The sequence below is a fragment of the Mesobacillus maritimus genome, from assembly GCF_023715205.1.
GTDB lineage: Bacteria > Bacillota > Bacilli > Bacillales > Cytobacillaceae > Mesobacillus_B > Mesobacillus_B maritimus_C.
In genome coordinates this window covers 166,083-191,307 of sequence record NZ_JAMBNR010000006.1, presented here as the reverse complement: position 1 = coordinate 191,307, position 25,225 = coordinate 166,083, and the positions used below count along the sequence as shown (strand labels likewise).

The following is a 25,225-nucleotide window of genomic DNA, read 5'->3' as shown; positions in this document are numbered from 1 at the left end:
TCCGAAAGCCTAATTTTACGTAAGCTAAGCTATTTTTTACGTTATAGTCAGTTTGCAAGCACTTTTCTCATGAAGATTACGATATTTTGGAGTGCAACGAAGCCTAAATCCTCATATTCTATATTCAAAAGAAACAAAGTTTGAGAAAAGGGCCTTAAATAAAAAAGTCCATACCCATTCAGGTACAGACGAATTTTTCTTTACAAAAGGAATATAAAAACAGGCTCCTTCATGGGGCCTGTTCTGCTATTTTAGAATACACAACCAAGGAGCCTCTCCAACAACCATCTAATATTTATTACCGTTCGAATAGTTGACATTTTCTTTTAAAGAAAACTAGCATAGGAGAGTTACAAATGGCTAGATAAAAAGATTTACATTTCCTTCTTGAGCATCTGCTAAATAAGCAGCTACACCAGCATATTCAATATTATCTAGTAATTCTTCTTGTTGAAGACCTAAAAGATCCATGGTCATAGTACATGCTACTAGCTTAATATCTTGCTCTTGTGCCATTTCAATTAACTGCGGTAATGTCATCGCATTATGCTTTTTAATCACATTCTTAATCATCTTCGGACCCATGCCCGCAAAGTTCATTTTAGAGAGCCCCATTTTATCAGCGCCTCTTGGCATCATTTTCGCAAACATTTTTTCAAGAAAGCCTTTTTTCAATTCAATTGGCTCGTCTTTTCGTAAAGCATTTAATCCCCAGAATGTATGAAATATAGTTACCTCATGGTCATAAGCTGCCGCACCATTGGCAATTATATAAGCTGCCATTGCCTTGTCATAGTCTCCACTAAATAAAATAATTGTTGTACGCTTTTTTTCCATTGTTATTCCTCCTAATATTTAATTACCACTACCAGTAACGGTATATTTTTATCTAAAAAAAAGAGTCTTTAAATTCAAACCTTAAGGGAATTGGGATTGCTTCTTTCGACGCTACCCCTACCCCTATGGGTATATTACTAGATAAAAAAAAGAATGTCAACTTACTCGTGAAATCTTACCTACTTTTCACGAGCAAGTTAACAGCTTCCTTAATGAATTCATCCGTATTCTCGCCATTTTTCTCGGCTTCTAACACACACTCAACTAAGTTGGAACTGACAATCACCCCGACTGTACGGTCAACAGCTGAACGCACAGCTGATAGTTGTGTAATGACGTCTTTACAATCTTTATTTTCCTCCATCATTCTCAAAATACCTCGAAGCTGTCCTTCCATTCGCTTAACTCTATTTTTAACTTGATCATTATATTCCATTGAATGATATTCCTTTCTATTTATGCAGATTTATTTTTCAAACAGTGGTTGTCGATTAGTGTATACCCTACAACATTATAACCTTTTTTTCGCAAGAGCCGAATGCCGATGTTTTTTTCTAAGGAATCGGAGGCAATGACGTGTAACTGACAGCCTGTAATTTCCTGAATATGCCTTTTTAAATATGCAATCGGGATGTTAACCGCATTTGGTATTGGATGCTTATAAGATTGGTTATACTCTCTAATATCAACTAGTTGTACAGAATCATTATTGGAATCAGATACACTAGTACATTTAACGCCTTTAACTGGTATATATCTTACATAGATTATACCCAAAATCATGATTAACAACAAAATTAATGTATACATATTTAGTACCTCATTTATTATTTGTTTGTTTACATCTTTATATTATACCCTTGAGGGTATTAGGTCAACCTCAGATAGTTTACCCGTCCTATATTACCAAAAAAAGGCGAATGACGCTAAGATAATTATTTCCAATTTGCGTAAAAAAAGATACCCACTGTGTGGGCATCTTTTATTTCTTATTATCGGACGTTATCTCTTTTGAGAACTCTGTTAAAGCCGCTAGACTTGGCATTTGGTTAGAGCTTCCGTTTTCAAGCTGACTAAGCATTTTTTGTACATTAGGGATTTCGGTGTTTTTCTTTTTAGTCATACTCAAAAGAGATGCGCCGACTAACCCTACCCCAATGAGTGATGCTCCAATTATGCCTTTATTGCTACTTTTTCTTCTTGTAACGAGCTTCATCAGGTTACGAGTATTTTTATTTTGAAAAAGTGAGGAGATCATTTTATTCATATCCACACATCCCCTGGCTAGAATTTGAAAAGCTTCACTCGCTTCTCATACTCTCAATATGCTCTAGATAAAGCTTGATAATGCTGGCAATGTTACACAATTTAAAAACAAAGTGGTATCGTAAATTTTTATGTTGTAAATTTGCCTAGTTTTTGAGGCTAGAGCTTGCATACGAAATGTCTACTACAATCTTTACAAGCCAATTTCATTTAAAAGAGCTACAATAAAAACAAAAAACACCACTATTTAGTGATGTTTTTCTGATGATTCCGACTGGGTTCGAACCAGCGACCTCTACCCTGTCAAGGTAGCGCTCTCCCAGCTGAGCTACGGAATCAAATAATTTAAATATTGTAAGGACATTTATAAATATATACCGATTTTCAAAAGAAGTCAACAAAAAAATTTCTAGGGTTTATTTGATACCTCATATGTTCCAAAAAATTCATGTGTATAAGGAACATACGTTCGTATATAATATAATTAGGAAGGAGTGTTACCATGAAGAGCATACTTTTAAAGGCGCTTCGAGATAAACAACCACTGCAAATGATATACCTTGATTCCAAACAGCAGTTTACACACCGTAAAATTATTCCCTACGCGCTGTCAGGGAATACCCTAAAAGGATATTGTTATCTACGGAAACAAATTCGGCTCTTCAAAGTAGAAAATATCCTATCTATCACTCCAGATTGTGATGCAATTCAATCTAGACATATACACAAAAAATTAGGATAACAGATCTTGTAAAAATTGTTTTTAAAATTCTAAAGCCGATTTAACGCAATTGTAGCCATTTCTTATGTTTAAATTAAGTTTGCAAGCTCTTTTTTAATAAGTGAAACTATTTTTTGTATAACCTAGCTCATTCAGGCTTATTATTGTTAAAAGCAACAAAGTTTGAGAAAAGACCCTAAGGAAAAAAAGAAGCCCTACTACCATAGGACTTCTTTTTTCTTTAATTTGCTGGTTGCTCTAAATTTGGTTTATTACGCTTGAAAACCAATTGTAGAATAACCAATCCAATGAAGAGCCCTAGACCAATGATGTCAGACATCCCCTCTGGATAGATAAGCAGAATTCCGGCAACTAACCCAATTATTCTTTCAACTGCTGTAAGCTTTCTTAACCAATATCCGATGACCCCTGCACCAATCGCCATCATTCCGGCAACGGCCGTAAACACAACCCAGACTAAATAATACCAAGTTGTATCTATCATCAATAGCTCTGGTGAGAGAACAAACATATACGGAATGATAAACGCTGCAATCGCAAGCTTTGCCGAGTTTACGCCTGTCCTTAAAGGTTCCCCTCCTGAAACACCTGCTGCGGCAAACGCAGCCAATGCGACCGGTGGTGTGATATCAGCAATAATTCCAAAGTAGAACACAAACAAATGCGCTGAGAGATCAGGTACACCTAATAAAATAATCGCTGGTGCTGCAATTGTTGATGTAATAACGTAATTCGCTGTTGTTGGTGACCCCATCCCAAGAATAAGGGCAGCAACCATTGTTAGCATAAGGGTTGGAATCAATACTCCCCCTGCCAGATCAAGCAATCCATTTGCCAATTTAAGTCCGAGACCTGTTTTGGTTACGACTCCAACAATGATCCCTGCTGCGGCTGTTGCTGCAGCCACACTCAATGCAGTTCTTGCTCCATCGACAAGAGCATCAATTGCATCTTTAAAGCCAATTCTAGTATCTTTACGGAATAAACTCACTAAAATTGTGATTAGTATTGACCAAAGCGCGGCACGCATTATACTCATACCACTTACCATTAAAATTATAACCGCAAGAATTGGTAATAATAGATAAATTTTTCTTAAAACTTCGCTACGATCTGGTAGTTCTTCATCAGTTAAACCACGAAGCCCAACCCTTTTCGCCTCAAAGTGGACCATGATCCAGATTCCAGCAAAGTATAATAAAGCTGGAATTGTAGCAGCTTTAGCAATATCCCAGTAAGTTATACCGCCGCCAATAAATTCAACCATCAAGAAAGCTGCCGCACCCATGATCGGAGGCATCAGCTGTCCACCAGTCGAAGCCGCGGCTTCGACGCCACCAGCAAATTCCTTTCGATAGCCTAGTTTTTTCATCATCGGAATTGTAAAAGACCCCGAGGTTACAACATTCGCTACCGAGCTACCACTGATTGTTCCCTGAAGTGCACTAGAAAAAATCGCTACCTTTGCAGGACCACCAACTCGCTTTCCTGCAAAGGAGACAGCTAAATCATTAAAATACTGCCCCACCCCGGTTTTCACGAGGAAAGCTCCAAATAATAAGAACAAGAAGATGAACGTAGCTGAAACACTAAGTGGCGTTCCCAAAATTCCTTCTGTTGTGAAAAACATCGTCTGTACGAGTGTGTCTAAATCTAGACCCCGATGGGCTAAAAACCCTGGCATATATGGTCCAAATAAGGCATAAATCATAAACACCGTAGCTATGATTGTGATTGGCAATCCCACTGTTCTTCTAGTTGCTTCAAGAACAAGCAAGATGGCGATCAATCCAATACTATAGTCCATTTCTGTTAAACGACCTACTCGGTTGACTAAGTCATCAATGAACAATGGCCAGTATGCTCCTACTGCAATTCCCAATAACGAAAGAATGATATCATACCAGGCCACTTTATTTTTACGTAATGTCTTCTTTCTCATTGGAAAAAGTAAAAAAATCAGTGCTAAGGCAAAACCTAAGTGAATCGAGCGCTGAATTTGAGCCGTAAACACCCCGAAGATAGCTGTATATAATTGGAATAACGAAAACGCTAAAAGGCCAAAAAATACAATCCAACCCATTATGCCTGTCAATTTCCTCGTTGCTGCTTCAGGGTCAAATTTCTCTAGCAACTCTTGTTGTTCTTCCTGCGACAATGTCCCATCTTTAGTCGGCAAGGATCCCCACTCCTTTCAATTGTTGAATGACATTTAATTTTTTAATTTGAACTTTCACCCGTGTACCAGGCTCAATGAACTCTGAAAGCGGGTATGAATTTTTATTATAGATAAGAGTATGATTGGCTCTTACTTGGCCTATTCGTAAAATAAAAGAAGGAAAATCCCTTTTCATATTTTTAATAAGGTATTTGCCGTCTTTTATTTCAAAAGTCTCTCCTGCTGTAACCTCTGAAGGCATTCCTATACCGAAGTTTTCATACTCTAATTCAAATTGCCGGATCACATCCTGATTCACAACCTCATAGCTTTCGATTACATCAGATAAGTGAATGGAATGTGTATATTTTATTTTAAAGGTTTCTCCAATAGATATTGGCAAAAAGGCGCTTACTCTATTGGTTTCAACTTGAATAAAAACTAGAGCCTGTTTGTAAGGAATGAACAATGAAATGAATATCATTACGGTGATGAGGACCAAAACGAAGTGAGTTTTTCTAATCTTAACTTTCTCCATAAAATGACCGCCTTACCTCTCACTAAAACACAAATTTACCACTGCTATGGAACTTACTGGCGTCATTCGGATTATTTTACTCAATTTCAATAATTCCATATGAATAAACTGACCGGGCATAATAGTCCTTTTTAAAAGGACCTATGTCCGGTCAGTGGTCTTATTTACTCAGCCGCAATTCCTTTTTCATCAAAGTATTTCTGTGCACCAGGATGAACTTCAATGCCCACACCGTTTAGTGCTTTTTCAGGATTAATTTGCTCAGCTTTTGCATGTGTTACTTGATCAAGATTTTCAAAAACAGCTTTTGTTACATCATATACTACTTGTTCAGAGAGGTCTGATTTTACAACAAGCATTGCTTGAACTGCCACTGTTGGTACAGTGTCCGCAAGCTTATATGTCCCTGCAGGAACCTCATCTGTAGTATAGTAAGGGTATTTTTCAATTAAAGCTTCTGCTTTGTCTGCTTCAACTGGAACAATCACAACTGTTTCTGTTGCAGAAAGCTGTTCAACAGCAGCTGTTGGAGTACCAGCTGTTACAAAAGCTGCATCAATATTGCCATCTTGAATCCCACTTACAGATTCGTCAAAGCTTAAATCTTGTTTTTGAATATCGTCTAAAGTGATTCCATGAACTTCAAGGATTTGTTCTGCATTAGCAGCTGTCCCAGAACCAGGAGCACCGATAGAAACCTTTTTCCCTTTTAAATCTTCAACAGATTTAATTCCTGTTTTTTCAGTTGTTACAATTTGAATTGTTTCTGGGTAAAGAGTACCGATTGCTTGAATATTATCAACAGCATTTCCCTCAAACATAAGCTTCCCTTCAGAAGCATAGGATGCAATATCCGTCTGGGTGAATGCAATTTCCGCCTTTTCATCTTTTAACGACTGCATGTTTTCCGCAGAAGCACCTGTTGTTTCTGCTGTTGTATCAATCCCAGTCTCGTCTGATACGATGCTAGCAAAAGAACCGCCTAACGGGTAGTAAGTCCCGCCAGTTCCACCAGTCAAGATACTCATAAACTTAGGTGTATCATCTGAAGCTTTTTCACCATCATTGTCTGTGCCGCCTTCATCATTTCCGCCTCCACAGGCTGCTAGAAACAATGATAGCGCCAACATTAGAACGGTGAATAAAAGAAACTTTCTTTTTTTCATAATTTATCCCCCTTTTGGTAAAGATACTCAACTATATTCTAGCTATAAATTTACAAGTTTGTCAATTTAAACTGTTGACTATAGTCCTTTTATACTTATTCTTTTTAAAAAGAAAAATGAATCCTAACCTGTATCATATCGAAATTCTAGTAAATATGCTAAAATTTACACATCTTGTGGTCTTAGCTTAAGGAGGTATTCAGGTGAACTACCCAACAGGTTCAATAGAGGATGCTAGCATATTTAGTTATACTTTGGGAGAAGAACTACCGCTACTTGTCTATCTTCCGCCGTCATTTACTCCTTTAAATAAATATAAAATATTAATTGCTCAGGATGGAAAGGATTATTTCCAACTAGGTAGAATAGGTCGAGTAGCAGATGAACTAATAGGTAAACAGGAAATCGAGGAGCTAATTATTATTGGGGTTCCGTATAAGTCAGTTGAAGATAGAAGAAGAAAGTATCATCCTAAAGGAGATCTAAACCAGGATTATATTCGCTTTCTTGCACAAGAACTAGTGCCCTTTCTAGACGATGAATTTCCTACTTTACAAATGGGAATGGGGCGAGCATTAGTTGGTGATTCTCTCGCCGCAACTGTTTCGTTAATGACGGCTCTCGAATATCCCAATACTTTTGGTCACGTCATTATGCAATCACCGTATGTAGATAACCATGTACTCGATAAAGCTCGTTTTTTTGAATATTTCGACCAGTTAGCGATTTATCATACAGTTGGAACGAAGGAAACAGAAGTTCAGACAACAGATAAGCAATTAAAAGACTTTTTAACACCAAATCGTGAACTTTCAAAAATTCTGCAAGATAAAAAAGGAAACTATTTCTATCAGGAATTTGAAGGTGGTCATTTCTGGACACACTGGCAACCGGACTTAAAGACGGCATTAAAAAAGGGATTCACTAGGTAAAATAACGGTTCTATCTTTGTTATAATGGCAATTAACATTGATATAAGCTTACTCTTTTTAGAAAATCGCTGTTTTCGTAAAGTTTGTTGTTAAAATCCTAAAGCCATTGGAACGAGAATTAAGCCTTTCTCTACGCTTCTAATTAGTTTGTAAGCTCTTTTCTTCTGTTGTAAACGAATTTGGAATGGGTTCATAGCTAAATCATACTAAATTTCCTTTGGAAAGCATCAACGTTTGAGAAAAGAGCCTAGATAATACACTTAAAATGGAGGTTATGTGATGAAATACGGTGTTGTGATTTTCCCATCAAAAAAAGTTCAAGATTTTGCTAATTCCTATCGAAAACGATATGATTCTAATTACGCATTAATTCCACCTCATTTAACAATAAAGTCAGCTTTTGAGGCAACCAACCTCGAAATTCAAGAAATTGCTCAACAAATTCATGACATTGCTGAAAAACATGAACCTTTAACTTTACGTGTTACGAAATTCAGTTCTTTCGCTCCCGTTAATAATGTCATATATCTAAAAGTAGAAGCTTCTCAAGAGCTTGAGAAGCTACACAATGATTTAAATATGAATTTTAATACTGAACCAGAATATTCTTTTGTACCGCATATTACAATTGGTCAAAATTTATCAGATGATGAACATTCCGATGTATACCAATCGCTACGAATGAACAAAGTCCTTTTTGAAGAACCAGCAGACCGAATGCATTTACTATACCAACTAGAAAATGGTTCTTGGACAGTATATGAAACATTTCGTTTAGGAAAGGAAAAATAAATGATGGAAGTACAAGTAGTAACCAATGAAAAAGAGCTTAACGATGCGTTCCAAGTTAGAAAAAAAGTATTTGTTGATGAACAAAACGTTCCTATGGAAGAGGAAATCGATCAATATGAAGAAACATCAACTCATTTCGTTTTATATCACCAAAGGGAACCTGTTGCAACAGGTCGATTTAGGATTTTAGATGGGGTTGGAAAAGTGGAGCGTATTTGCGTCTTGTCTACCCAACGTGGAACGGGTGCTGGGAAAGCAATTATGGAGAAAATTGAGCAGTACGCGAAGTCTAAAGGAGTAGGTGCCTTAAAACTCAACGCTCAAACACATGCGATCCCATTCTACAGTAAATTGGGGTATGAAGTGATTTCAGAAGAATTCCTAGATGCAGGAATCCCTCATAAGACAATGAAAAAGACGATTTAAAGGGGACTCATAACGAGTCCTTTTTGTTTTGGGAGAGAATTTCCTCTTTTTCCGAACTACTGCCTTCTGATATGATAGAGTCTGGCTAATTTTATTTTGTTTCTTTTGAAGAGTTATTGCTTATTTTTAAAAAATAATATCAAGTTATAGTCAACATAAATGCCTACTCTTTTCAGATTATAACAACAGACATACGAAAACAGCTTTAAACAGGCTCTTTTCTCAAACTTTGTTTCTATTGTACAAAAAAATTAAGGCTGATTGAGCTATGTTATTCAAAAATAGTCTCAATTATTAGAAAAGAGCTTGCAAACTTAATTTAAACATAGGGAATGGCTACAATTTTGTTAAAATCGGCTTTAAGTTTTTACAACAAACTTTACGAAAACAGCTTTAAAAATGAGGGAAATCAATGAAAACCGCTTTGTACCAAAAGAAATCAATAAATCTTAATCATATCAATCGTGAAGAGTTTCAAAAATTATATGAAGCGGGAAGAAAAGGTCTTCTTACATGTAGAGTGTGCGGAGAACCCGTTCGTCTATATCTTGGCATCCAATCTGCAGCACACTTTTATCACCATTTTAATCGAAATACATCTTGTCAAGACCCGGTATTAGATTCTTCCTCACCAATGCAAGAGGAGAAGAATTACGTTGAACAAAATGGTTTTCGTCTTCCACAGTCACGTGCAATTATCTCGACTGAAGCTAATGAACCTTACAAGACTGCTCAAATATTAAAAGTAGACTCCCCATTCCATGGAGGAAAGTCATCCTTAGAAGCCCCTGCAACTGGCGGATACCTCCAAGAATTAACAAAAGCTGGGGTTCAGTTTGATCACAACCAAGCGAAAGCAGTCATGAGTACGGAGGGACCTCTATTAATTCTTGCTGGGGCCGGAAGTGGCAAAACTAGGGTACTTACGGCTCGGACCGCTTTTATCCTATCGGAGAAAGAAACAGCACCCGAACGGATGATGCTCGTAACCTTCACCGCAAAAGCAGCGAATGAAATGAAAAAAAGGCTGAGTATGTACCCCAATATGAACCAAAGTAAAATCAACCGAATTGTCTCAGGGACTTTTCATAGCATTTTTTATAAAATATTAATTTTCCACCAACGTGAAAAATGGTCTGGCGATCGGTTATTAAAAAAAGACTGGCAAAGGGAACAAATTCTAAAAGAAACCGGTCGAAAGTTAGGTCTTGAAGATAAGGAATTTGCCTATGATTTAGCCTTACAACAAATTAGTTATTGGAAGAATACAATGGTATTACCTAATCACGTCAAGCCTGACAGTCCCTGGGAAGAAAAAATTGCTCTCTTATATAAAGGGTATGAGGATAGTAAAGAAAAGCATGGCTATTTTGACTTTGATGACATGCTAAATGGTTGTCATCAATTATTTAGCAATGAACCTCAGTTACTAGAACAATACCAAAACCGGTTTGACTATTTCTTAATTGATGAATTTCAGGATATCAATAAAGTTCAGTATGAATTAATCAAAATGCTCTCTTTCCGAAGCAAAAATGTTTGTGCAGTTGGTGACGATGATCAATCCATTTATGCATTTCGTGGAAGTGATCCTAGATACTTATTGCAATTTGAACGTGACTTTTCAGATGCAAAAACAGTCATCTTAAATCAAAACTATCGTTCTCCTCACGAAATTGTTGAAACAGCTAATAAGGTTATTTCTATCAACCAGCAACGGCATCAAAAGAAAATGAAAGCACAGTACTCAATCCCATTTAAGCCTATTCTCTTTTATCCTTATGATGAGGAAGAAGAAGCCACAATGATTCTTACCGATATTCAGGAGAAGATTGAAAATGGTGCAAATCCGCAAGACTTTGCGATTCTGTTCAGAACCAATACAGCTAGCCGAGCGGTCTTTGAACGATTAGCAGCATCAAGTCTGCCATTTAAAATGGACCAGGAAATCGAATCTTTCTATGACCGGTTTATGGTGAAAGGAATATTGGGTTTCCTTCGGCTAAGCTTAAATGAGGACGATTCAGAAGCAATTAAACAGATCTTGCCATCGCTTTTTCTTAAACAATCTATATTCCGCGACCTACAAGCTGAAAGTATCTTGAAAGACTGTTCCATGCTTGAAGCTTTGTCTCACGTAAAAACAGGTTTTGCTTTCCAAGAGCAGAAGTTAAAAAAATTAATACCAATTGTGCGTTCTTTACGTACAAAGTCGCCACTTGGAGCAATTGAGATTGTTGAAAAGGACCTTGGATTCCAGGATTTTATCAAAAAACGGGGAAATGAAGGAAATCAGCTTGAAAAGGGGTCAGATGATCTTCGTGATTTACGTGTTGCGATGCGCTCTTTCTCAACTGTAGCTGAATTCATTGAACACTCTGACCATATTAGTGCCATGAATCGTGAAATAAGGGCTTTAAGCAAAAAAACCGAGAATGCTATTATCTTAAGTACTATCCACCGTGCAAAAGGCCTGGAATATTCACATGTCTATATATTAGGAACCGTAGATGGTAGCCTTCCGCATGATTTTGCGCTTGATTCTTTAAGAAATGGAGATCAAGAGCCATTAGAGGAAGAACGTCGTCTTTTATACGTTGCAATTACTCGAGCAATGGAGCGACTCTATCTTTCTGTTCCACAGTATCGACGCGGAAGAAAAGCGCAGCCTTCCCGCTTCTTGTCCCATTTAAGAAAAGAATCAATTGAACCGCATATTGAAAAACAGGACCTGTAACTAGGTCCTGTTTTGTACTCTACTTTTTATTTAGCATTTTTGAGATTTGGTTAAAGTCTAGTTGTTTTCCATCTTTCACAATGGAATCCACAATCTTGTTTTCCATTTCTCTCGAAACTGGCTTGTTGGCAATTTGCGAAACTTTTCGGATGACCCCTCTTACCGTATGTTCATCTTTAAAGTTTGCATTTTGTAATGAATTCGCTAGCTCAAATATATCCTTCATGTTCACGCCTGTTTTCTTTTCAATATTCTTAAAGAAATTGTTATCCATAAAAACATCACGCCCCTTTCAACTACTCTTATAGTATGAAGAAGGCGTAAATTGGTGAAAACAAAAGAGCCAAAAAAGGTAAGTAACCTCTTCTGACTCTTGCTTATTATAACTAAGTTCACTTACTACATATAGAAACCAACCGCTTTAATCATTTCTAAGCTTTACGTATTGCTACAATCCCTGCGGCCTTAGCTATTACCAGGCTCTAAAATTAATTTCCCGATTGTCTTTCTGCCTTGTAATAAAGTGTGTACCTCCTGAGCTTGATCAAGAGGATATACGCCTCCAATTGTCAGCTTGACTTTCCCTTCAATCACATATTGAAAAAGCTCCTGTGTGCTTGGCAGAAGTAGTTCAGGCTTTCGCATAATTTGCGGAAGGAAAAAACCAATTACTGATTGGTTCCTCGCCATTAGTGAAGATGGGTTAAATTTACTTTGCTCCCCGCTAGCGACACCAAAAATAACAAGTCTTCCAAAAGGAGCTAAACATTTAAGCGTTTTATAAAAAACGTCTCCTCCAGCCATTTCAAGTGCAACATCGACACCTTTTTTCCCGGTTGCTTCACGGACCTGTTGCTCCCAACCTTCTTCGGTATAATTTATTAAAACATCAGCTCCCATTTCACGAGCAAGCTCTAATTTTTCTGGAGTACTTGCTGTGGCAATCACTTTGCCTGCTCCAAAAACTTTTGCAAGCTGAACAGCAATCGTCCCAACTCCTCCTGCTGCCGCGTGAACAAGAACGGTTTCTCCTTTTTCAAGTCTTCCCATAGTTTTTAACACATGATAGGCACTTAGCCCTTGCAGCGGTAACGCCGCAGCAGTATGGTAATCAATTTGGTCTGGCAAAGGGATTAAACTTCTCACATCAGCGAGGGCATACTCCGCATAACCACCAGATTCAATCAACGTGACAACTCTTGTTCCCGGACGGACGCTGGTTACATCTTCCCCTACTTCCACTACAACACCAGCTACTTCTGCCCCTGGAATATATGGTAGTGGTGTTGGAACCACATATTGCCCTTCTCTTCTTGCTGTATCTGCGTAGTTTACACCAACTGCATGCACTTCAATGACCACGTCACGTCCCTTTGCTACTGGTTTTTCAGCATCAATGACATTTAATACTTCTGGACCACCGTACTCTTTAAATTGTACCGCTTTCATTCCCTATCTCCCCTAACTATTCCCCCGTAAAAACAGGCTGTCTTTTTTCTTTAAAGGCTGTTACCCCTTCTTGATGATCTTCGGTTGAAATCATCATTGTCTGGGTAATTCTTTCTTGTTCAAGAATTTCTTCTAGTGTTGCCGTAAAGGAATGATCAACTAATTTTTTTATCATTCCATAAGCACGGCCTGGACCAAAAGAGAGCTTCGTCGCAAGTTTCAATGTTTCTTCCTGTAAACTCTCTGAAGGTACCAATTCATTTATGACCCCTAGCTCATACAATCGTGATGCTGGAATTGGCTCTGCACTAAAGAAAAATTGCTTAGCTAAATGTGGGCCAACTAGACGCGGTAAGAAATATGACCCTCCACCATCTGAAACAAGCCCTACTTTTGAAAAGCTTAAGGCAAATTTACTGTCCTCCGCTGCTACAATTAAGTCACAAGCAAGAGCAAGATTAAAACCGGCACCCGCTGCAAATCCATGTACGGCCGCAATGATTGGCTTTTCCGTGTTTCTCATGGCTAATATCAATTCATTCAAGCGTCCGATATGGTCGTATGCATGCGTAGCCGACCTCTCTCCCATTGTTTTCACATCACCACCAGCACTAAATGAACGGCCTGCCCCTGAAAGAACAATGACTTTAACCTCTGGGTCCGTTTGTGCCTCTTTAAAGGCATTGGTCAAACCTAGAATCATCTCTGGACTAAAGGCATTTAAACTTTCAGGACGATTTAACGTTAATGAAAGAATCATTTTTTCCTTGCTTATTAATAAATGTTCTCCACTCATGTTCATTTCCCCTTTTCTTTTTACAAATTTCGGCTCTTTTCGCAAGGCTCATTTCTCAAACTTTGTTGCTATTTGTTGCTATTAGATATAAAGAGAAAAGAATTAACTGTGTTTTCATTGGACAGCAACTTTAAATCAGGAAAAAGGAGCCAGTAAACTTAGCACAAAATGAATTATCCTTCATTAAAATCAATTTTAGGATTTTAACAACATCTTTACGGAAATAGCCTTTCGCAAACAACCATGTTTTAAAATGTATAAAACTCGGGATGTTCAAATAATCTTTTCATTATTAATCTTGATTTTAACCATTAGAGGCTGGCTTATTTTATTAACCAACCACCATCAACTAATACATCCGATCCAGTCATATAAGAGGCTTCGCCTGATGCAACAAATGCTATAATATTGGCAATCTCCTCTGCCTTCCCTACTCTTTGCAAGGCCGTATTCCTTTCAATCGCTTTAACAAACTTATCGTTTTGCAATCCCTGCTCTGTTAAAGGGGTTTCAATAAATCCAGGAGAAACAGAATTTACTCGAATTCCATATTGAGCAAACTCAAGAGCTAGTGATTTTGTTAAATTAATCACTCCAGCCTTCGCCGCACTATAATGGGGGATATGTGCCCCTGCTTGATGCCCCGACAAAGAGGCGACGTTCACGATTGCACGATTATCATCTCCCCTCGTGCGCGCGGCTCCCTTGGCCATGAATCCACCAAGAACTTTTGCTGAAAGAAAAACGCTTTTCAGATTAACTGACTGAATTTGATCCCACTCAGCCGCGTCCATCTCTAATAATTTCCCATTGCTTGAGCCACCAGCATTATTAATTAAGATATGGAAATCCCCATATTGTTCTTCAATATACTGAGTTAACTCTGCTAAATCCTCTTCATCGGTCACATCAGCTGGGAAAATTTCAGCTGCGGGTATTTTCTTGGTATCGTTAATCTCTCTCGCAGCTTGTTCAAGTTTTGACTTTGTCCGACCAACAAGGATAACCTTAGCTCCTTCATTCGCAAGCCGCTCAGCAGCGGCTTTTCCAATTCCACTACCGGCACCAGTTACCACAGCAACACAATCCGCAAATCTGTTCACTTCTCTACTCACCTCTGTTTCAACCTTGTTTTGTAATACGGAATTTTTCAGAGTTTACTATTTTCCCATTTTCGAGAATTGGTACCAAATTTATCGCGCCCTTATTAGCTGCTAATAGCATTTCTGGGTCTCCATCATGTTGATGAAACATCCGACCAACCAATGAGCTCGATAAGGTTTCCATCGCGCTACTTTTACGAGCCTGATAAAACTGCTTTGCAGCTAGAGCAGCATCTGTTAATTCAAATTGCTTTCTATCCCCTACTAAACAGTCAATAAAGTGCCCTGCACCGTAAAAATCCTCCAAACTAAAACCACTCGAGTTCCCCGAACAGACAACGACAATCGTCTCTGCTTCTCTTTCCTTTCTCACAGCGTCTGCAACAAAAGGGTTATTGAGTAACGATGCAATAAACACTTTATTAGCTGCAGCAGCTTTCCTAAGTGCAACGGTTCCATTTGTTGTTGAAAGGATTAAGGTTTTATTTTGGATAATTGGAGAAATGATAGATGGACTGGGATAAACCAATCCATCTATTGGTTTTGCATTCAGTTCGCCAGCAATTACACGGTCTTTCACATTGAAGTGTTCAGCCTCTGCAAGTGCTTCTTCACTGTTTAAAACTGGAATAACTTGTTTAGCGCCACTATTTAATGCAGCTGTTATCGTTGTTGTAGCCAGTAATACATCAAGTACAACCGCTATCTTGTTTCCGATTTCTAACTTTTCTTCGTTTAATTCTTCCTTCTTCATTAGCAGATGGACTTTTTGCATTTCTGCACCTCTGTTATTGATTAAATTTGATTATTTATTAAAAGCGACATAAGTTCCATAACTAATCAGATTACGGACAGTTTCATTAAAATTGGCAAAGCGGTGATCATTGGTTTGACCTTTTTTATACCGGTAATAAATTTGTTGCAAAATGACAGCTAGTTTAAAATAAGCAAATGTTAAGTAGAAGTTAATATTGGTTACGTCACGACCACTCTTTTTAGCATATCGTTCTATAAATTCATCACGTGTTAAAAAGCCTGGATTGACGGTTACCGAAGGCTTGCTAAATCCATTTTTTAAAAGCTCAGGGTCATCTGATTGCAGCCAGTATCCTAGAGCAACTCCTAAATCAGCAAGCGGATCTCCAACCGTTGTCATTTCCCAATCAAATAATCCAACCATTTCCGTTAATTCATGATTAAACATCGTATTATTTAATTTATAGTCATAATGAATGATCGCCGCTTGATGTTTTTCTGGAACATGTTTGGCTAGCCATTCTGTTAACAAAGTTGCTTCTTTAATTTCATCCGTTTTTGCTCTTTCATATCGCCCAATCCATCCATATACTTGTCTTTCCATGAATCCTTCAGGCTTTGATATTTCACCTAGCTTTGTTTGTTTATAATCAATAGAGTGAAGCTCAGCTAATCGATCTACCATTATTTCTGAAATTCTTTTACAGGTTTCTTCTGTCGGTTCAATTGATTTTGGAAATGTTGTATCTAAAACAATGCCATGTTTACGCTCCATTAATTGAAAAGGACTACCAACGATTGAAGGATCATCAGAGAATAAAATTGGATTTGGGGCAGGAGAAAACAAAGGATGAATTTCTGAAATAATTTTGTGCTCTCTTTCCATATCATGTGCTTTTGGAGCAACTGGTCCTAGTGGAGGTCGACGTAATACTGCTTCCCAATCTCCAACTTTCAACTGATAAGTTAAATTGGAATGCCCGGCAGAAAACTGCCGTACTTCTAAACGTTCATATGGTAGGCCATCAATGTTTTTTCTTAAGAACCATTCAAGTGCAGTCACGTCCAGTTCTTCTCCTTGACGCACTGGAATGGTATCTCCCCTTAATTGTTGTCTCATACAATCTCCCCTTCCATTTTAAAGAAAATTCCGTCTATTATTGACAGACTAAGTGCTTTGATAAACCATCTCTAAATCGTTCAGGAATCTGAATGCTCCTTTGAAGCCCAAAATCATAAAAAACCATTACAGCGTTTCCTTGTGCGATGAGCTCCCCATCCTCAGAACGACTAATTACATGGCCTAATTCAAAACTTTTATTCCCTACTTTTGATACATATGTTTTTATTGTTAGAACTTGATTAAAAAAACCTTGATTAACGAAATCAAGTTTTGTCGATGCTAAAATAAAATTCCAGCTGTCCCCATCGATGTTGTAACCTAATGATTCAAAAAAACGAATCCTTGCTTCTTCCAAATAAGTAAAATAACTAGCATTATTTACATGGCCTAATGCATCAGTTTCCCCAAAACGAACAGTAATTGTAATTTCCCTCAATTTAATAACCGCCTCCTCTCAAAACTATAATAATACTAACCAGTTGGTATGTTTTATTTATAAATAAGCGGAAGAAAAAGTTCTTCCGACTTATTGTTCGTTAGCAACACCGTTCAAAATCATGTCGACAAACATGTTGGATACATCTTCTGCTGTCTTAGCTCCCTCCGGTTTGAACCACTGATAACTCCAATTTGTTACACCAAGAATTCCTAATGAAATGATGGTTGCATTTAAATGTTCTTTAAATTCACCCTTTTGAATTCCTTCTTTTATCAATTCTTCAATATTAATCCGAAATTGATCTCGTAAGGGAACAATCTTTTCGAGGTGTTCTGGTTTCAGATTTTTCATCTCGCGAAAGAAAATTTTTGCACTAAGACCCGTTTTATCAATGTCTCCAATCAGCATATGAACAATTCCAGCAAGCTTAGTTTTGCAATCATTTTGATGATTGTTAAGAATCCTTTCCTCGTCTTCAACCAGTGTTTTAATATACTTGTAGTGAATATCCATCAAGAGCTCTTCTTTACTTGAAAAGTAATAATAAAATGTTCCTTTTGTTACACCCAAAGAATCGACAATATCTTGTATAGATGTTTCACTAAAACCCTTTTTTTCAAATAGGCGAATGCTCTGTTCTGTTATTTTTTCTTTCACCGTATACAGCCTCACAATCATACTATTTTTCTGAGAAAATTATACCACAACAGCATCCGCCATACGCCACAATCCGCCTTAGTTTTCATTATTTTCTTACAAAAGGTACATTTTTATGGCTTTTCGTTTTTTTAATAACAAACTCACCAATATATCTATAGAGAGAAACTATATGTTTATATAATTTTATTTTTTCACTTCATCTCTTAATGCTCTGCGTAAAATTTTCCCGACAGCTGTTTTCGGAAGCTCTTCACGGAATTCGACAATGCTAGGTACACGATACGCAGCCATATTCTCTCGACAATATTGGATAATCTCAGCTTCCGTCGCCGACTTCCCAGCCTTACAAACAATTACAGCTTTTACAGTTTCCCCACGATATGGGTCTGGTACACCAATCACAACCGCCTCTTGGACAGCAGAGTGTTCATAAAGAACCTCTTCTACGTCTCGTGGGTAGATATTATATCCGCTGGCTATAATCATATCTTTCTTTCTATCCACAATATATAAGTATCCATCCTCATCCATTCTGCCAATATCACCTGTATGCAACCAGCCATCCCGTAAAGTATTCGCTGTTTCCTCAGGCATATTCCAGTATCCCTTCATCACTTGAGGGCCTTTAATAATGACCTCGCCAAGCTCACCAACTTGCATTTCCTTTTCTCCATCAGCCAAATCAACAATTTTGTATTCAGTTGAAGGTACTCCAATGCCCACACTTCCTGGTTTACGGTCAGCAAAAGGAGGATTACAATGGGTAGTTGGTGAAGCTTCAGAAAGTCCATATCCTTCGAGAATCTTTGAGCCTGTTTTCCCTTCGAATTCCTTCATTAACTCAACGGGCATTGGTGCGCTACCACTATTACATGTTCGAATGCTATCAATTCCATACTTTTCCGCATTCGGATGATTGGTTATCGCTACATACATTGTTGGAACCCCAGGGAAAATTGTTGGTCGCTCTTGTTTAATCGTATTAAGTACCTCTTCTAAATCAAACCTTGGAAGCATGACTGACTCTGAAGCAGTATAAATTGATAAATTCATACAAGATGTCATCCCAAAAACATGAAAGAGTGGAATAACTGTCAAGCATTTCTCTTGGCCAATTTTCATTTCATGTTTAAAAAATTCATAGGATTGTAGTACGTTTGCAAAGATATTTCGATGAGTTAGCATGGCTCCCTTTGACCTTCCAGTTGTTCCCCCAGTATATTGCAAAATGGCAACGTCATGCTCTGGATCAATGTCAACTGGAGTAAATCGCTGTGTTGCACTTGCGATAAAGCCTTCAAATGTATAATCAGACCCAAATTCCTGATTCGCTGGTTGTAAGCTAACAGCAATAATATTTTTTAAATTAGAATTAGACTGTACTGCTTTTACCTTTGGATATAAAGCATCCAGAACGATAATAGTTTCCGTTCCGGAATCATTTACAATATACTCCAATTCTCGTTCCACAAGCATTGGGTTAATTTGTGTCACAATCCCTCCAACTGAGAGAATTCCATAGTAAGCAATGACATATTGAGGACAGTTCGGAAGCATAATAGCCACTCTGTCACCTTTTTTAACTCCGACAGACTGGAGAGCAGAAGCAAAACCAAATATCGCTTGGTTCAGTTCACGATAAGTCAGCTTTCTTCCAAAGAAAGACAAGGCATTATGGTCTGGATATTTTGAAACGGTTGCATTTAGCATTTCTGGCAATGACGTTTTTGGGATTTCTAATTCCTTTTGAATGGATTCTGGGTATAATTCAAACCATTTTTTTCTTTGACTCATACTTTTTCCTCCCTAGTCCTTGATCCAATTTGACTGAATCTACACATAGATCTGAATCGGTTCAATGTACACGCTTACATTTATATTTTTTGACTAACCAGTTAGTATGCATATAAATTAAGTATACTTCATTCCTAAAAATATTCAACCATTATTCTAAAAATTCCAAAAATATTATCAATAAAGGGGACGCTATGTATAAGACGAACCAATTGGTGAGCACAAAAAAACCGTTCCATTAATGGAACGGTTCGGTTTGGCACCGTCGAGATTAATAGTAGCTAGCGCCAACGATAATTAACAAGATGAACAATACAACGATTAGTACGAAAGTTGAACCTCCGTAAAAACCGCCGCCGTAGCCGCCGTAGCCGTAGCCGCAACCCCAGCCCATTCATATCACCTCACTTTTATAGGTTCACTATAATATATGTAAGGCGATTCAATTTGTTTGGGCGAGCTACCACCTTTACGGCGATTTACACTAAAATTTATCCTCTTGGCTTAAATAATAAGGCACCGATAAATCCAAAAACAACGGCTGCAGAGATACCTGAACTTGTGATTTCGAACATACCGGTAAGCACACCAACTAGTCCGTGTTGATCCGCTTCTTGTAATGCACCATTGACAAGAGAATTTCCAAAGCTTGTAATCGGAATCGTTGCTCCGGCTCCAGCAAAGTCAATTAAAGGGTCATACCAACCCAAGCCCCCGAGTATAGCCCCTATTACCACCAAGGTACTCATAGTATGGCCTGGTGTTAACTTTATGACATCAAACATAATTTGGCCAATGACACAAATCAATCCCCCGATAACGAAGGCCCAAAAAAACATTGGAAGCACGCTGGTTCCCTCCTCATTTTATGTAGAATTTTTGTTTATGGGTGTACTTCAATTGAAACAGCATGGGCAATACAAGGAATACTTTCCTTTTGTTGAAAGCTCAATGGCGATAGTAGGGCCCCGGTTGCAACTAATAATATCCGCTGGTACTTCCCTTTTCTCATTTCATTTAGTAGATGTCCGTACAAAACTGCTGCTGAACAACCTGCACCACTTCCTCCAGCTTGGACTTGTTGATCTTCTTGATAAATCATTAAGCCACAATCCTTAAACTTCTGACTATCAATGTTGAGCCCTTCTTTCTTTAGAAGTTCTAATGTAATCGGATGTCCAATCTTTGCCAAGTCCCCCGTAACAATCAAGTCATAATAGGAGGGGTCTAGCTGCAAATCTTTAAAATGAGCGATAATTGTATCCGCCGCTGACGGTGCCATTGCTCCCCCCATATTGAATGGGTCTGATAAACCCATATCAACAACCTTGCCGATTGTGGCAGACGTTGTTACTAATTTCCCCTGCTTCTCTTGATCATTGGTAACTACAGCGGCTCCAGCTCCAGTCACTGTCCATTGAGCAGTGGGTGGCTTTTGACTGCCGTATTCAGTTGGATAACGAAATTGTTTTTCAATTGCCGCATTATGGCTTGAAGCCCCTGTCACCACTCGGTTTGCGCCTTGATTATTAATGATAAATGAAGCTAGCGCTAGACCTTCCATAGAAGTGGAACAGGCTCCAAATAACCCAAAATAGGGAATACCAACGCTACGTGCGGCAAAACTTGAGGGAGTAATTTGATTCACCAAATCCCCTGCCAACATAAATGATATATCCTCTTTGGTCATCTCAGCTTTCTGTATAGCTGTTTCAATGGCCTCTTCTAAAATCAGTGTATGAGCTTTTTCATAGGAGTCTTTCCCCATCCATAAATCATCATGAAGGATATCAAAGTCTGATGCTAATTTTCCTCTTGCCTCAAAAGGCCCGCCAACAGCAGCGGAAGCTTCAATAACCGGTCGGTTTGGAAAAACCCAAGACTGTTTTCCTTTTAACATAGCATGGCCTCCATCTCTGTTTTATTTTTCATTAGATAATCCCCCAAATTTGCAACAAGGTTTTAATTAGGGCTACTACAAAAGCTGAAAAAACCCCAAACAATATGACCGACCCTGCTAATTTAAACATATTGCCACCTACACCTAGAACAAATCCTTCGGTACGATGTTCAATCGCCGCTGATATAACAGAATTTCCAAATCCCGTAATCGGAACTGCACTCCCAGCTCCAGCAAACTGCCCAATTTTATCATAAACTCCAAATCCAGTAAGAAGCATTGCAAAGAAAATCATGGTGGCAACAGTCGGATTCCCAGATGTTTGTTCTGTAAAATGGAAAAAATACATATAAAAATACATCACCGCTTGTCCAATTAAGCAAATCGTGCCGCCGACAAAAAAAGCCTTGATACAATTTTTAACAACAGGTCTTTTTAGCTCATGTTTTTGCTCAATCTGTTGATAACGCTTTTGCTCTGGACTTTTGTTTTTTTTGGCCATTTGTTCTGCTCCTTTCTATGTGAGTTCTTTTTGAAACTTAATGATCTTCTGTAATCTTTTTTCCGCCTCGTCTTTTGAAATCTTCTTTTCTTTAATCTTTTGCTTTAGTTCAATTGCTTCGATAAAAATTTTATAATCACTTGATACTACAAACGTCTCATCTGAAAATTTACTTTCTAATCTTTTCTTTAGTGCTTTTTCGATTTTTTTCATCCGAAACCTTTGCATATGTTTTACCTTGTAAGCAACCAACACGTCACCTTCACCTTTTAAAACCGCGACATCATAAATTTCCGGTAGAGATTCGACTTCTTTCTTGATTTTCTCTGCCTTTTCATGATTATTTTTATTCTTATCCTCGATTGCAGTAGGATGAGGATGCACGGATTGAATCATTGACTTCCGACTTTCTTCAGTGGTTTTTCCAAGGTTACAACTCGCCATAACAGCCGTGAAAACCAAAAGGAATAAAACAACAAGTAAACGTTTAAATTCTTTCATATCATTTCCCTCACTATGTATTGTCGTAATTTTTCTACTGATTATTTTTCACCTTTTATTCCTTAAATATGATTCTCTTTATGGGTACATCCATATCCAAATTTTTACACATTGAATTTAGGAGGTGTTCAAATCATAAAACCATCTTTGCTCCGAGGCTATTCAAGTCATTAAAAAACAGCGCTTTTAGTAATTTTTCACAACAGAAAGGGGTTGAGTTATCTATAGTTGAAATGTTGACTGAGTCCATGAGCATAATAAAAAGCTGCCTCATTGAGACAGCTTCCTCCTTTGCTGAACAGGCTTCGGTTTTTTTGTCGCACCGCACCCGCAGTTTTTCTTTTTTATTCTTCTTTTAGATGCTTGATGAGATTCATTAGAATTTTTCATAACCATCAAACTCCTTCCTACTTATATTTATATGCCAAGATGGTAAGTACAGTTTGTTTAGTCGCCTAACGTTTTGCTTACAAATGTCTCAATCAAACTTCCAATTGCAGCGATTGCAAACACCAAAACAAGTGGATAAGTGAAGGACGGTAAGAAAAACAAACCTAGAACTAGAACCAAACTAACCCAAATCCCTGTGCACCAATAACAACTCAATAGTTCCCCGATCCACTTCTTAACTCCCTTTGTTTTGACAAGAAGAAAAACTTCTCCATCTTCTTCTATTTCATCAAAGAAAGGGGCACGAATAAAGTTTGTAATTTTATCAAAAACAATTAGCCTAGTGATCCGAAAACAGGCCAAACTAAAAAGAAAAATAGTTCCAAAGTCAATTCCGAGAAACATCTTTTTCACTCCTTTCCAACTGGTGCATAAATTAAACTGAAGCCAATGTTGGGAGGGATATTTTTGTCAAATAGGAAAACAAAGCATAAACCGACTCTTTATATCAGTCAGCCTATGTTCCAATTTCCAAAGGTGATTATGCAAGAACGATACTCTACCAAGGAAGAACGATTTAGTGAAGAACAAACAACAGTTAAAGAAGAACATTTATCACCTGCTAGTAAGGATACTGATATTGAACCAGTAGAAATAGAAATTGCTTCCAATCAAGAAACAGAAGTGGAATCTTCATCAAACCCCTTTGATACAAAACGAAAAAATCACTTTACTTTACAAAGAGTGAAGCACTTTAGAGAAATGACAGTTGCTGAAAAACTAGCTTACTTAGAGCATTTTCCGAAACAACTGAACGCTGTAAATTGTTTATACGTCCTCGAAGATTCAACTTACACCGGAGTTTTTATCCAAAATGATAATGGGCTAATTGAGATTAAGCTATCCAATGGTAAAAATGCAACGCTTCGTCAATCCGAAATTAAAGATATAAAAATGCTCGGCTTTCATTAAATCTGCAAGGAACCTAGCCATATGATGGGCTAGGTTTTTTGTGTGATTGATCAAAACATTTCCTTTTAAAAAATTACGCATTCCATTTCAAAAAGGTACATATTCATGCTTAGAGCAAATAAAAACCACTTCTTCCTGGACGATTTGAACAACGAGCCTTATAACTTCATATAGATGCTAGGATAAAAAATCCCCCTATAAAAGGCAGAAGTCCTGTCTCTTATAGGAGGATTAATGTGACTGCAATTCTTAGCAAAGGTCAATATTTACATCTTCGATACACTGGATAGCACAGAAGCAAGAGAGGTCAACTGTTACACAGTCGTTCGTTGCCTCGAAGTCCTCAACCTTACACACCTTGTTAAGATCGATGCAGCATTTGTCTTTCTTATCCCCAGTCAAATCTACTGGATGACGTTCATGTCCTAAAGGTTTTAACACCCTTAGCGTTGCGCAACAGTTGTCAAACACCTCTTCAACCCGGAAGTAAATGGATACACAAGCATCGCCGCACCCTTTAAAGAAAGCATGAAATGGTGATCCGTCAGCATTTTTTAGGACAAATACACGTGTATTAACTCTGTCTTTCATATGCGGGCGAATAGAACCAAGTGGCTCCATAAAGCAATTTGATCCGCAACCACAATCATCATGAACATTTTCCTGGATATCTAAAATCGCACGGACAACATCACATACACAACCACTTGTGTGGTGTCCGGTTCTTTTTCCACAACCCATAATTTTTGGCCTCCTTTTCTTTATTGGTTATTTACACTATTAAGATATTTAAGAAAGGGCATTTGGGTGTCGGACAAAAGCCCGTTTTCCCTAAAATTAGGCGTTCATAATAGAGAGATGAGTAAAAGGGAAAAGAAAACCAGGCTGCTAATTCGCTTTCTAACAGCCTGGTTGAATCCTGCTTTAGTATTTGTCAGAGTCTGATTCAACTTCTGTTTCAACGTCTCCTGAGCTACTTAGAATTGGAAGTTGTAGACCAGCATTGACGGCAGGTAGAGCAATCGCAATCTTCGGTGCAATCTGGATCGGAAGGACAAACGCTCCACGTTTAGCATTGACGATTTGTTTAACATCTCCACTGTTATCTGCTTTTACTTCAGCCTTTTGTGGTTGATTTTGTCCTGAGTTCTTTACTTTCTTCATTTTCTTATCGTCATCACTGTATACATTGCGGCCTCCTCTGGAGTTACCCCATTTGCTTTCTAACATATATAACACACTCCTT

At 37.9% G+C, this 25,225-nt stretch carries 30 protein-coding genes and 1 tRNA gene; 6 read left to right on the top strand and 25 right to left on the bottom strand.

Features of this window, described 5'->3' with window-relative positions:
* Window positions 1–360: 360 nt before the first annotated feature.
* The 5 genes from M3182_RS10685 to M3182_RS10665 form a co-directional block, all read right to left on the bottom strand.
* Window positions 361–843, bottom strand: a complete 483-nt coding sequence (locus M3182_RS10685; RefSeq protein ID WP_251426176.1) for a DsrE/DsrF/DrsH-like family protein — start codon at window positions 841–843, stop codon at window positions 361–363.
* A gap of 169 nt (window positions 844–1,012) precedes the next feature.
* Window positions 1,013–1,273: a metal-sensitive transcriptional regulator gene (locus tag M3182_RS10680; RefSeq protein WP_251425378.1), complete on the bottom strand. Its 261-nt coding sequence runs from the start codon at window positions 1,271–1,273 to the stop codon at window positions 1,013–1,015.
* Between the two features lie 20 nt (window positions 1,274–1,293).
* Complete coding sequence (locus M3182_RS10675) at window positions 1,294–1,620, bottom strand: rhodanese-like domain-containing protein (protein ID WP_251558044.1); 327 nt, start codon at window positions 1,618–1,620, stop codon at window positions 1,294–1,296.
* Window positions 1,621–1,819: 199 nt separating this feature from the next.
* Entirely contained in the window at window positions 1,820–2,104 is a 285-nt protein-coding gene (locus M3182_RS10670; RefSeq protein ID WP_251425372.1) for a hypothetical protein, read from the bottom strand.
* Window positions 2,105–2,368: 264 nt separating this feature from the next.
* Window positions 2,369–2,441: transfer RNA gene (locus tag M3182_RS10665), tRNA-Val, on the bottom strand.
* A 164-nt stretch (window positions 2,442–2,605) separates the two neighbouring features.
* Here M3182_RS10665 and M3182_RS10660 point away from each other — a divergent pair.
* A complete protein-coding gene (locus tag M3182_RS10660) occupies window positions 2,606–2,845 on the top strand; it encodes a WYL domain-containing protein (RefSeq protein WP_251558042.1) in 240 nt (79 codons plus the stop codon).
* Between the two features lie 220 nt (window positions 2,846–3,065).
* Here M3182_RS10660 and M3182_RS10655 read toward each other — a convergent pair whose 3' ends face one another.
* The 3 genes from M3182_RS10655 to M3182_RS10645 form a co-directional block, all read right to left on the bottom strand.
* A complete protein-coding gene (locus tag M3182_RS10655; RefSeq protein WP_251558040.1) occupies window positions 3,066–5,024 on the bottom strand; it encodes a TRAP transporter permease in 1,959 nt (652 codons plus the stop codon).
* The gene (locus M3182_RS10650) at window positions 5,014–5,541 is read right to left on the bottom strand and encodes a DUF1850 domain-containing protein (protein WP_251558038.1); all 528 of its coding nucleotides are present in this window, start codon (window positions 5,539–5,541) and stop codon (window positions 5,014–5,016) included. The genes M3182_RS10655 and M3182_RS10650 overlap by 11 nt, the downstream gene beginning before the upstream one ends.
* Before the next feature lie 164 nt (window positions 5,542–5,705).
* Window positions 5,706–6,707, bottom strand: coding sequence for a TAXI family TRAP transporter solute-binding subunit (locus M3182_RS10645; RefSeq protein WP_251558036.1), 1,002 nt, complete (start codon window positions 6,705–6,707; stop codon window positions 5,706–5,708).
* Between the two features lie 203 nt (window positions 6,708–6,910).
* On the opposite strand from M3182_RS10645, the gene M3182_RS10640 reads away from it, so the two are divergent.
* The 4 genes from M3182_RS10640 to M3182_RS10625 all read left to right on the top strand — a co-directional run bounded on the left by M3182_RS10640 (window position 6,911) and on the right by M3182_RS10625 (window position 11,594).
* Window positions 6,911–7,639 carry an alpha/beta hydrolase gene (locus M3182_RS10640; RefSeq protein ID WP_251558034.1) on the top strand — a complete coding sequence of 243 codons (729 nt, stop codon included), beginning with the start codon at window positions 6,911–6,913 and terminating at the stop codon, window positions 7,637–7,639.
* A gap of 279 nt (window positions 7,640–7,918) precedes the next feature.
* Window positions 7,919–8,431, top strand: a complete 513-nt coding sequence (locus M3182_RS10635) for a YjcG family protein (protein ID WP_251558032.1) — start codon at window positions 7,919–7,921, stop codon at window positions 8,429–8,431.
* A gap of 3 nt (window positions 8,432–8,434) precedes the next feature.
* Window positions 8,435–8,857 (top strand): GNAT family N-acetyltransferase, encoded by a 423-nt coding sequence (locus tag M3182_RS10630; RefSeq protein ID WP_251426175.1) that lies wholly within the window; start codon window positions 8,435–8,437, stop codon window positions 8,855–8,857.
* A gap of 412 nt (window positions 8,858–9,269) precedes the next feature.
* The gene (locus M3182_RS10625) at window positions 9,270–11,594 is read left to right on the top strand and encodes a UvrD-helicase domain-containing protein (protein WP_251558030.1); all 2,325 of its coding nucleotides are present in this window, start codon (window positions 9,270–9,272) and stop codon (window positions 11,592–11,594) included.
* Window positions 11,595–11,613: 19 nt separating this feature from the next.
* Here M3182_RS10625 and spoVIF read toward each other — a convergent pair whose 3' ends face one another.
* The 15 genes from spoVIF to M3182_RS10550 all read right to left on the bottom strand — a co-directional run bounded on the left by spoVIF (window position 11,614) and on the right by M3182_RS10550 (window position 23,412).
* Window positions 11,614–11,868 (bottom strand): sporulation-specific transcription regulator SpoVIF, encoded by a 255-nt coding sequence (gene spoVIF / locus M3182_RS10620; RefSeq protein ID WP_251425347.1) that lies wholly within the window; start codon window positions 11,866–11,868, stop codon window positions 11,614–11,616.
* Window positions 11,869–12,059: 191 nt separating this feature from the next.
* Window positions 12,060–13,043 carry a quinone oxidoreductase family protein gene (locus M3182_RS10615; protein ID WP_251558028.1) on the bottom strand — a complete coding sequence of 328 codons (984 nt, stop codon included), beginning with the start codon at window positions 13,041–13,043 and terminating at the stop codon, window positions 12,060–12,062.
* A gap of 16 nt (window positions 13,044–13,059) precedes the next feature.
* Window positions 13,060–13,839 carry an enoyl-CoA hydratase/isomerase family protein gene (locus tag M3182_RS10610; protein WP_251425340.1) on the bottom strand — a complete coding sequence of 260 codons (780 nt, stop codon included), beginning with the start codon at window positions 13,837–13,839 and terminating at the stop codon, window positions 13,060–13,062.
* Between the two features lie 323 nt (window positions 13,840–14,162).
* A complete protein-coding gene (locus M3182_RS10605) occupies window positions 14,163–14,942 on the bottom strand; it encodes an SDR family NAD(P)-dependent oxidoreductase (protein WP_251425336.1) in 780 nt (259 codons plus the stop codon).
* A gap of 19 nt (window positions 14,943–14,961) precedes the next feature.
* On the bottom strand, window positions 14,962–15,717 hold the full coding sequence (locus M3182_RS10600) for a 2-phosphosulfolactate phosphatase (protein ID WP_251425333.1): 756 nt from the start codon (window positions 15,715–15,717) through the stop codon (window positions 14,962–14,964).
* A 30-nt stretch (window positions 15,718–15,747) separates the two neighbouring features.
* On the bottom strand, window positions 15,748–16,818 hold the full coding sequence (locus M3182_RS10595; RefSeq protein ID WP_251425330.1) for a phosphotransferase family protein: 1,071 nt from the start codon (window positions 16,816–16,818) through the stop codon (window positions 15,748–15,750).
* 37 nt (window positions 16,819–16,855) lie between these two features.
* On the bottom strand, window positions 16,856–17,257 hold the full coding sequence (locus M3182_RS10590) for an acyl-CoA thioesterase (protein WP_251425327.1): 402 nt from the start codon (window positions 17,255–17,257) through the stop codon (window positions 16,856–16,858).
* A 90-nt stretch (window positions 17,258–17,347) separates the two neighbouring features.
* Complete coding sequence (locus tag M3182_RS10585; RefSeq protein WP_251425324.1) at window positions 17,348–17,917, bottom strand: TetR/AcrR family transcriptional regulator; 570 nt, start codon at window positions 17,915–17,917, stop codon at window positions 17,348–17,350.
* A 186-nt stretch (window positions 17,918–18,103) separates the two neighbouring features.
* The gene (locus M3182_RS10580) at window positions 18,104–19,714 is read right to left on the bottom strand and encodes a long-chain-fatty-acid--CoA ligase (RefSeq protein WP_251425321.1); all 1,611 of its coding nucleotides are present in this window, start codon (window positions 19,712–19,714) and stop codon (window positions 18,104–18,106) included.
* 271 nt (window positions 19,715–19,985) lie between these two features.
* The gene (locus M3182_RS10575; RefSeq protein WP_251425318.1) at window positions 19,986–20,108 is read right to left on the bottom strand and encodes a YjcZ family sporulation protein; all 123 of its coding nucleotides are present in this window, start codon (window positions 20,106–20,108) and stop codon (window positions 19,986–19,988) included.
* 97 nt (window positions 20,109–20,205) lie between these two features.
* Entirely contained in the window at window positions 20,206–20,562 is a 357-nt protein-coding gene (gene spoVAE / locus M3182_RS10570; protein WP_251425315.1) for a stage V sporulation protein AE, read from the bottom strand.
* A 35-nt stretch (window positions 20,563–20,597) separates the two neighbouring features.
* Window positions 20,598–21,614: a stage V sporulation protein AD gene (gene spoVAD, locus M3182_RS10565; protein WP_251425312.1), complete on the bottom strand. Its 1,017-nt coding sequence runs from the start codon at window positions 21,612–21,614 to the stop codon at window positions 20,598–20,600.
* 31 nt (window positions 21,615–21,645) lie between these two features.
* Window positions 21,646–22,116, bottom strand: a complete 471-nt coding sequence (gene spoVAC, locus M3182_RS10560; RefSeq protein WP_251425309.1) for a stage V sporulation protein AC — start codon at window positions 22,114–22,116, stop codon at window positions 21,646–21,648.
* 15 nt (window positions 22,117–22,131) lie between these two features.
* Complete coding sequence (locus M3182_RS10555) at window positions 22,132–22,617, bottom strand: YhcN/YlaJ family sporulation lipoprotein (RefSeq protein WP_251558026.1); 486 nt, start codon at window positions 22,615–22,617, stop codon at window positions 22,132–22,134.
* 447 nt (window positions 22,618–23,064) lie between these two features.
* Window positions 23,065–23,412, bottom strand: a complete 348-nt coding sequence (locus tag M3182_RS10550; protein WP_251425303.1) for a DUF1360 domain-containing protein — start codon at window positions 23,410–23,412, stop codon at window positions 23,065–23,067.
* A 63-nt stretch (window positions 23,413–23,475) separates the two neighbouring features.
* Between M3182_RS10550 and M3182_RS10545 the strand changes: the two genes are divergently transcribed.
* On the top strand, window positions 23,476–23,979 hold the full coding sequence (locus tag M3182_RS10545) for a CotO family spore coat protein (protein WP_251425300.1): 504 nt from the start codon (window positions 23,476–23,478) through the stop codon (window positions 23,977–23,979).
* A 249-nt stretch (window positions 23,980–24,228) separates the two neighbouring features.
* Here the strand turns inward: M3182_RS10545 and M3182_RS10540 are convergent, their stop codons facing one another.
* Both M3182_RS10540 and M3182_RS10535 read right to left on the bottom strand, forming a co-directional pair.
* Window positions 24,229–24,720 carry a CotY/CotZ family spore coat protein gene (locus M3182_RS10540; RefSeq protein ID WP_251425297.1) on the bottom strand — a complete coding sequence of 164 codons (492 nt, stop codon included), beginning with the start codon at window positions 24,718–24,720 and terminating at the stop codon, window positions 24,229–24,231.
* A gap of 183 nt (window positions 24,721–24,903) precedes the next feature.
* A complete protein-coding gene (locus tag M3182_RS10535) occupies window positions 24,904–25,209 on the bottom strand; it encodes a hypothetical protein (protein ID WP_251425294.1) in 306 nt (101 codons plus the stop codon).
* Window positions 25,210–25,225 lie beyond the last annotated feature (16 nt).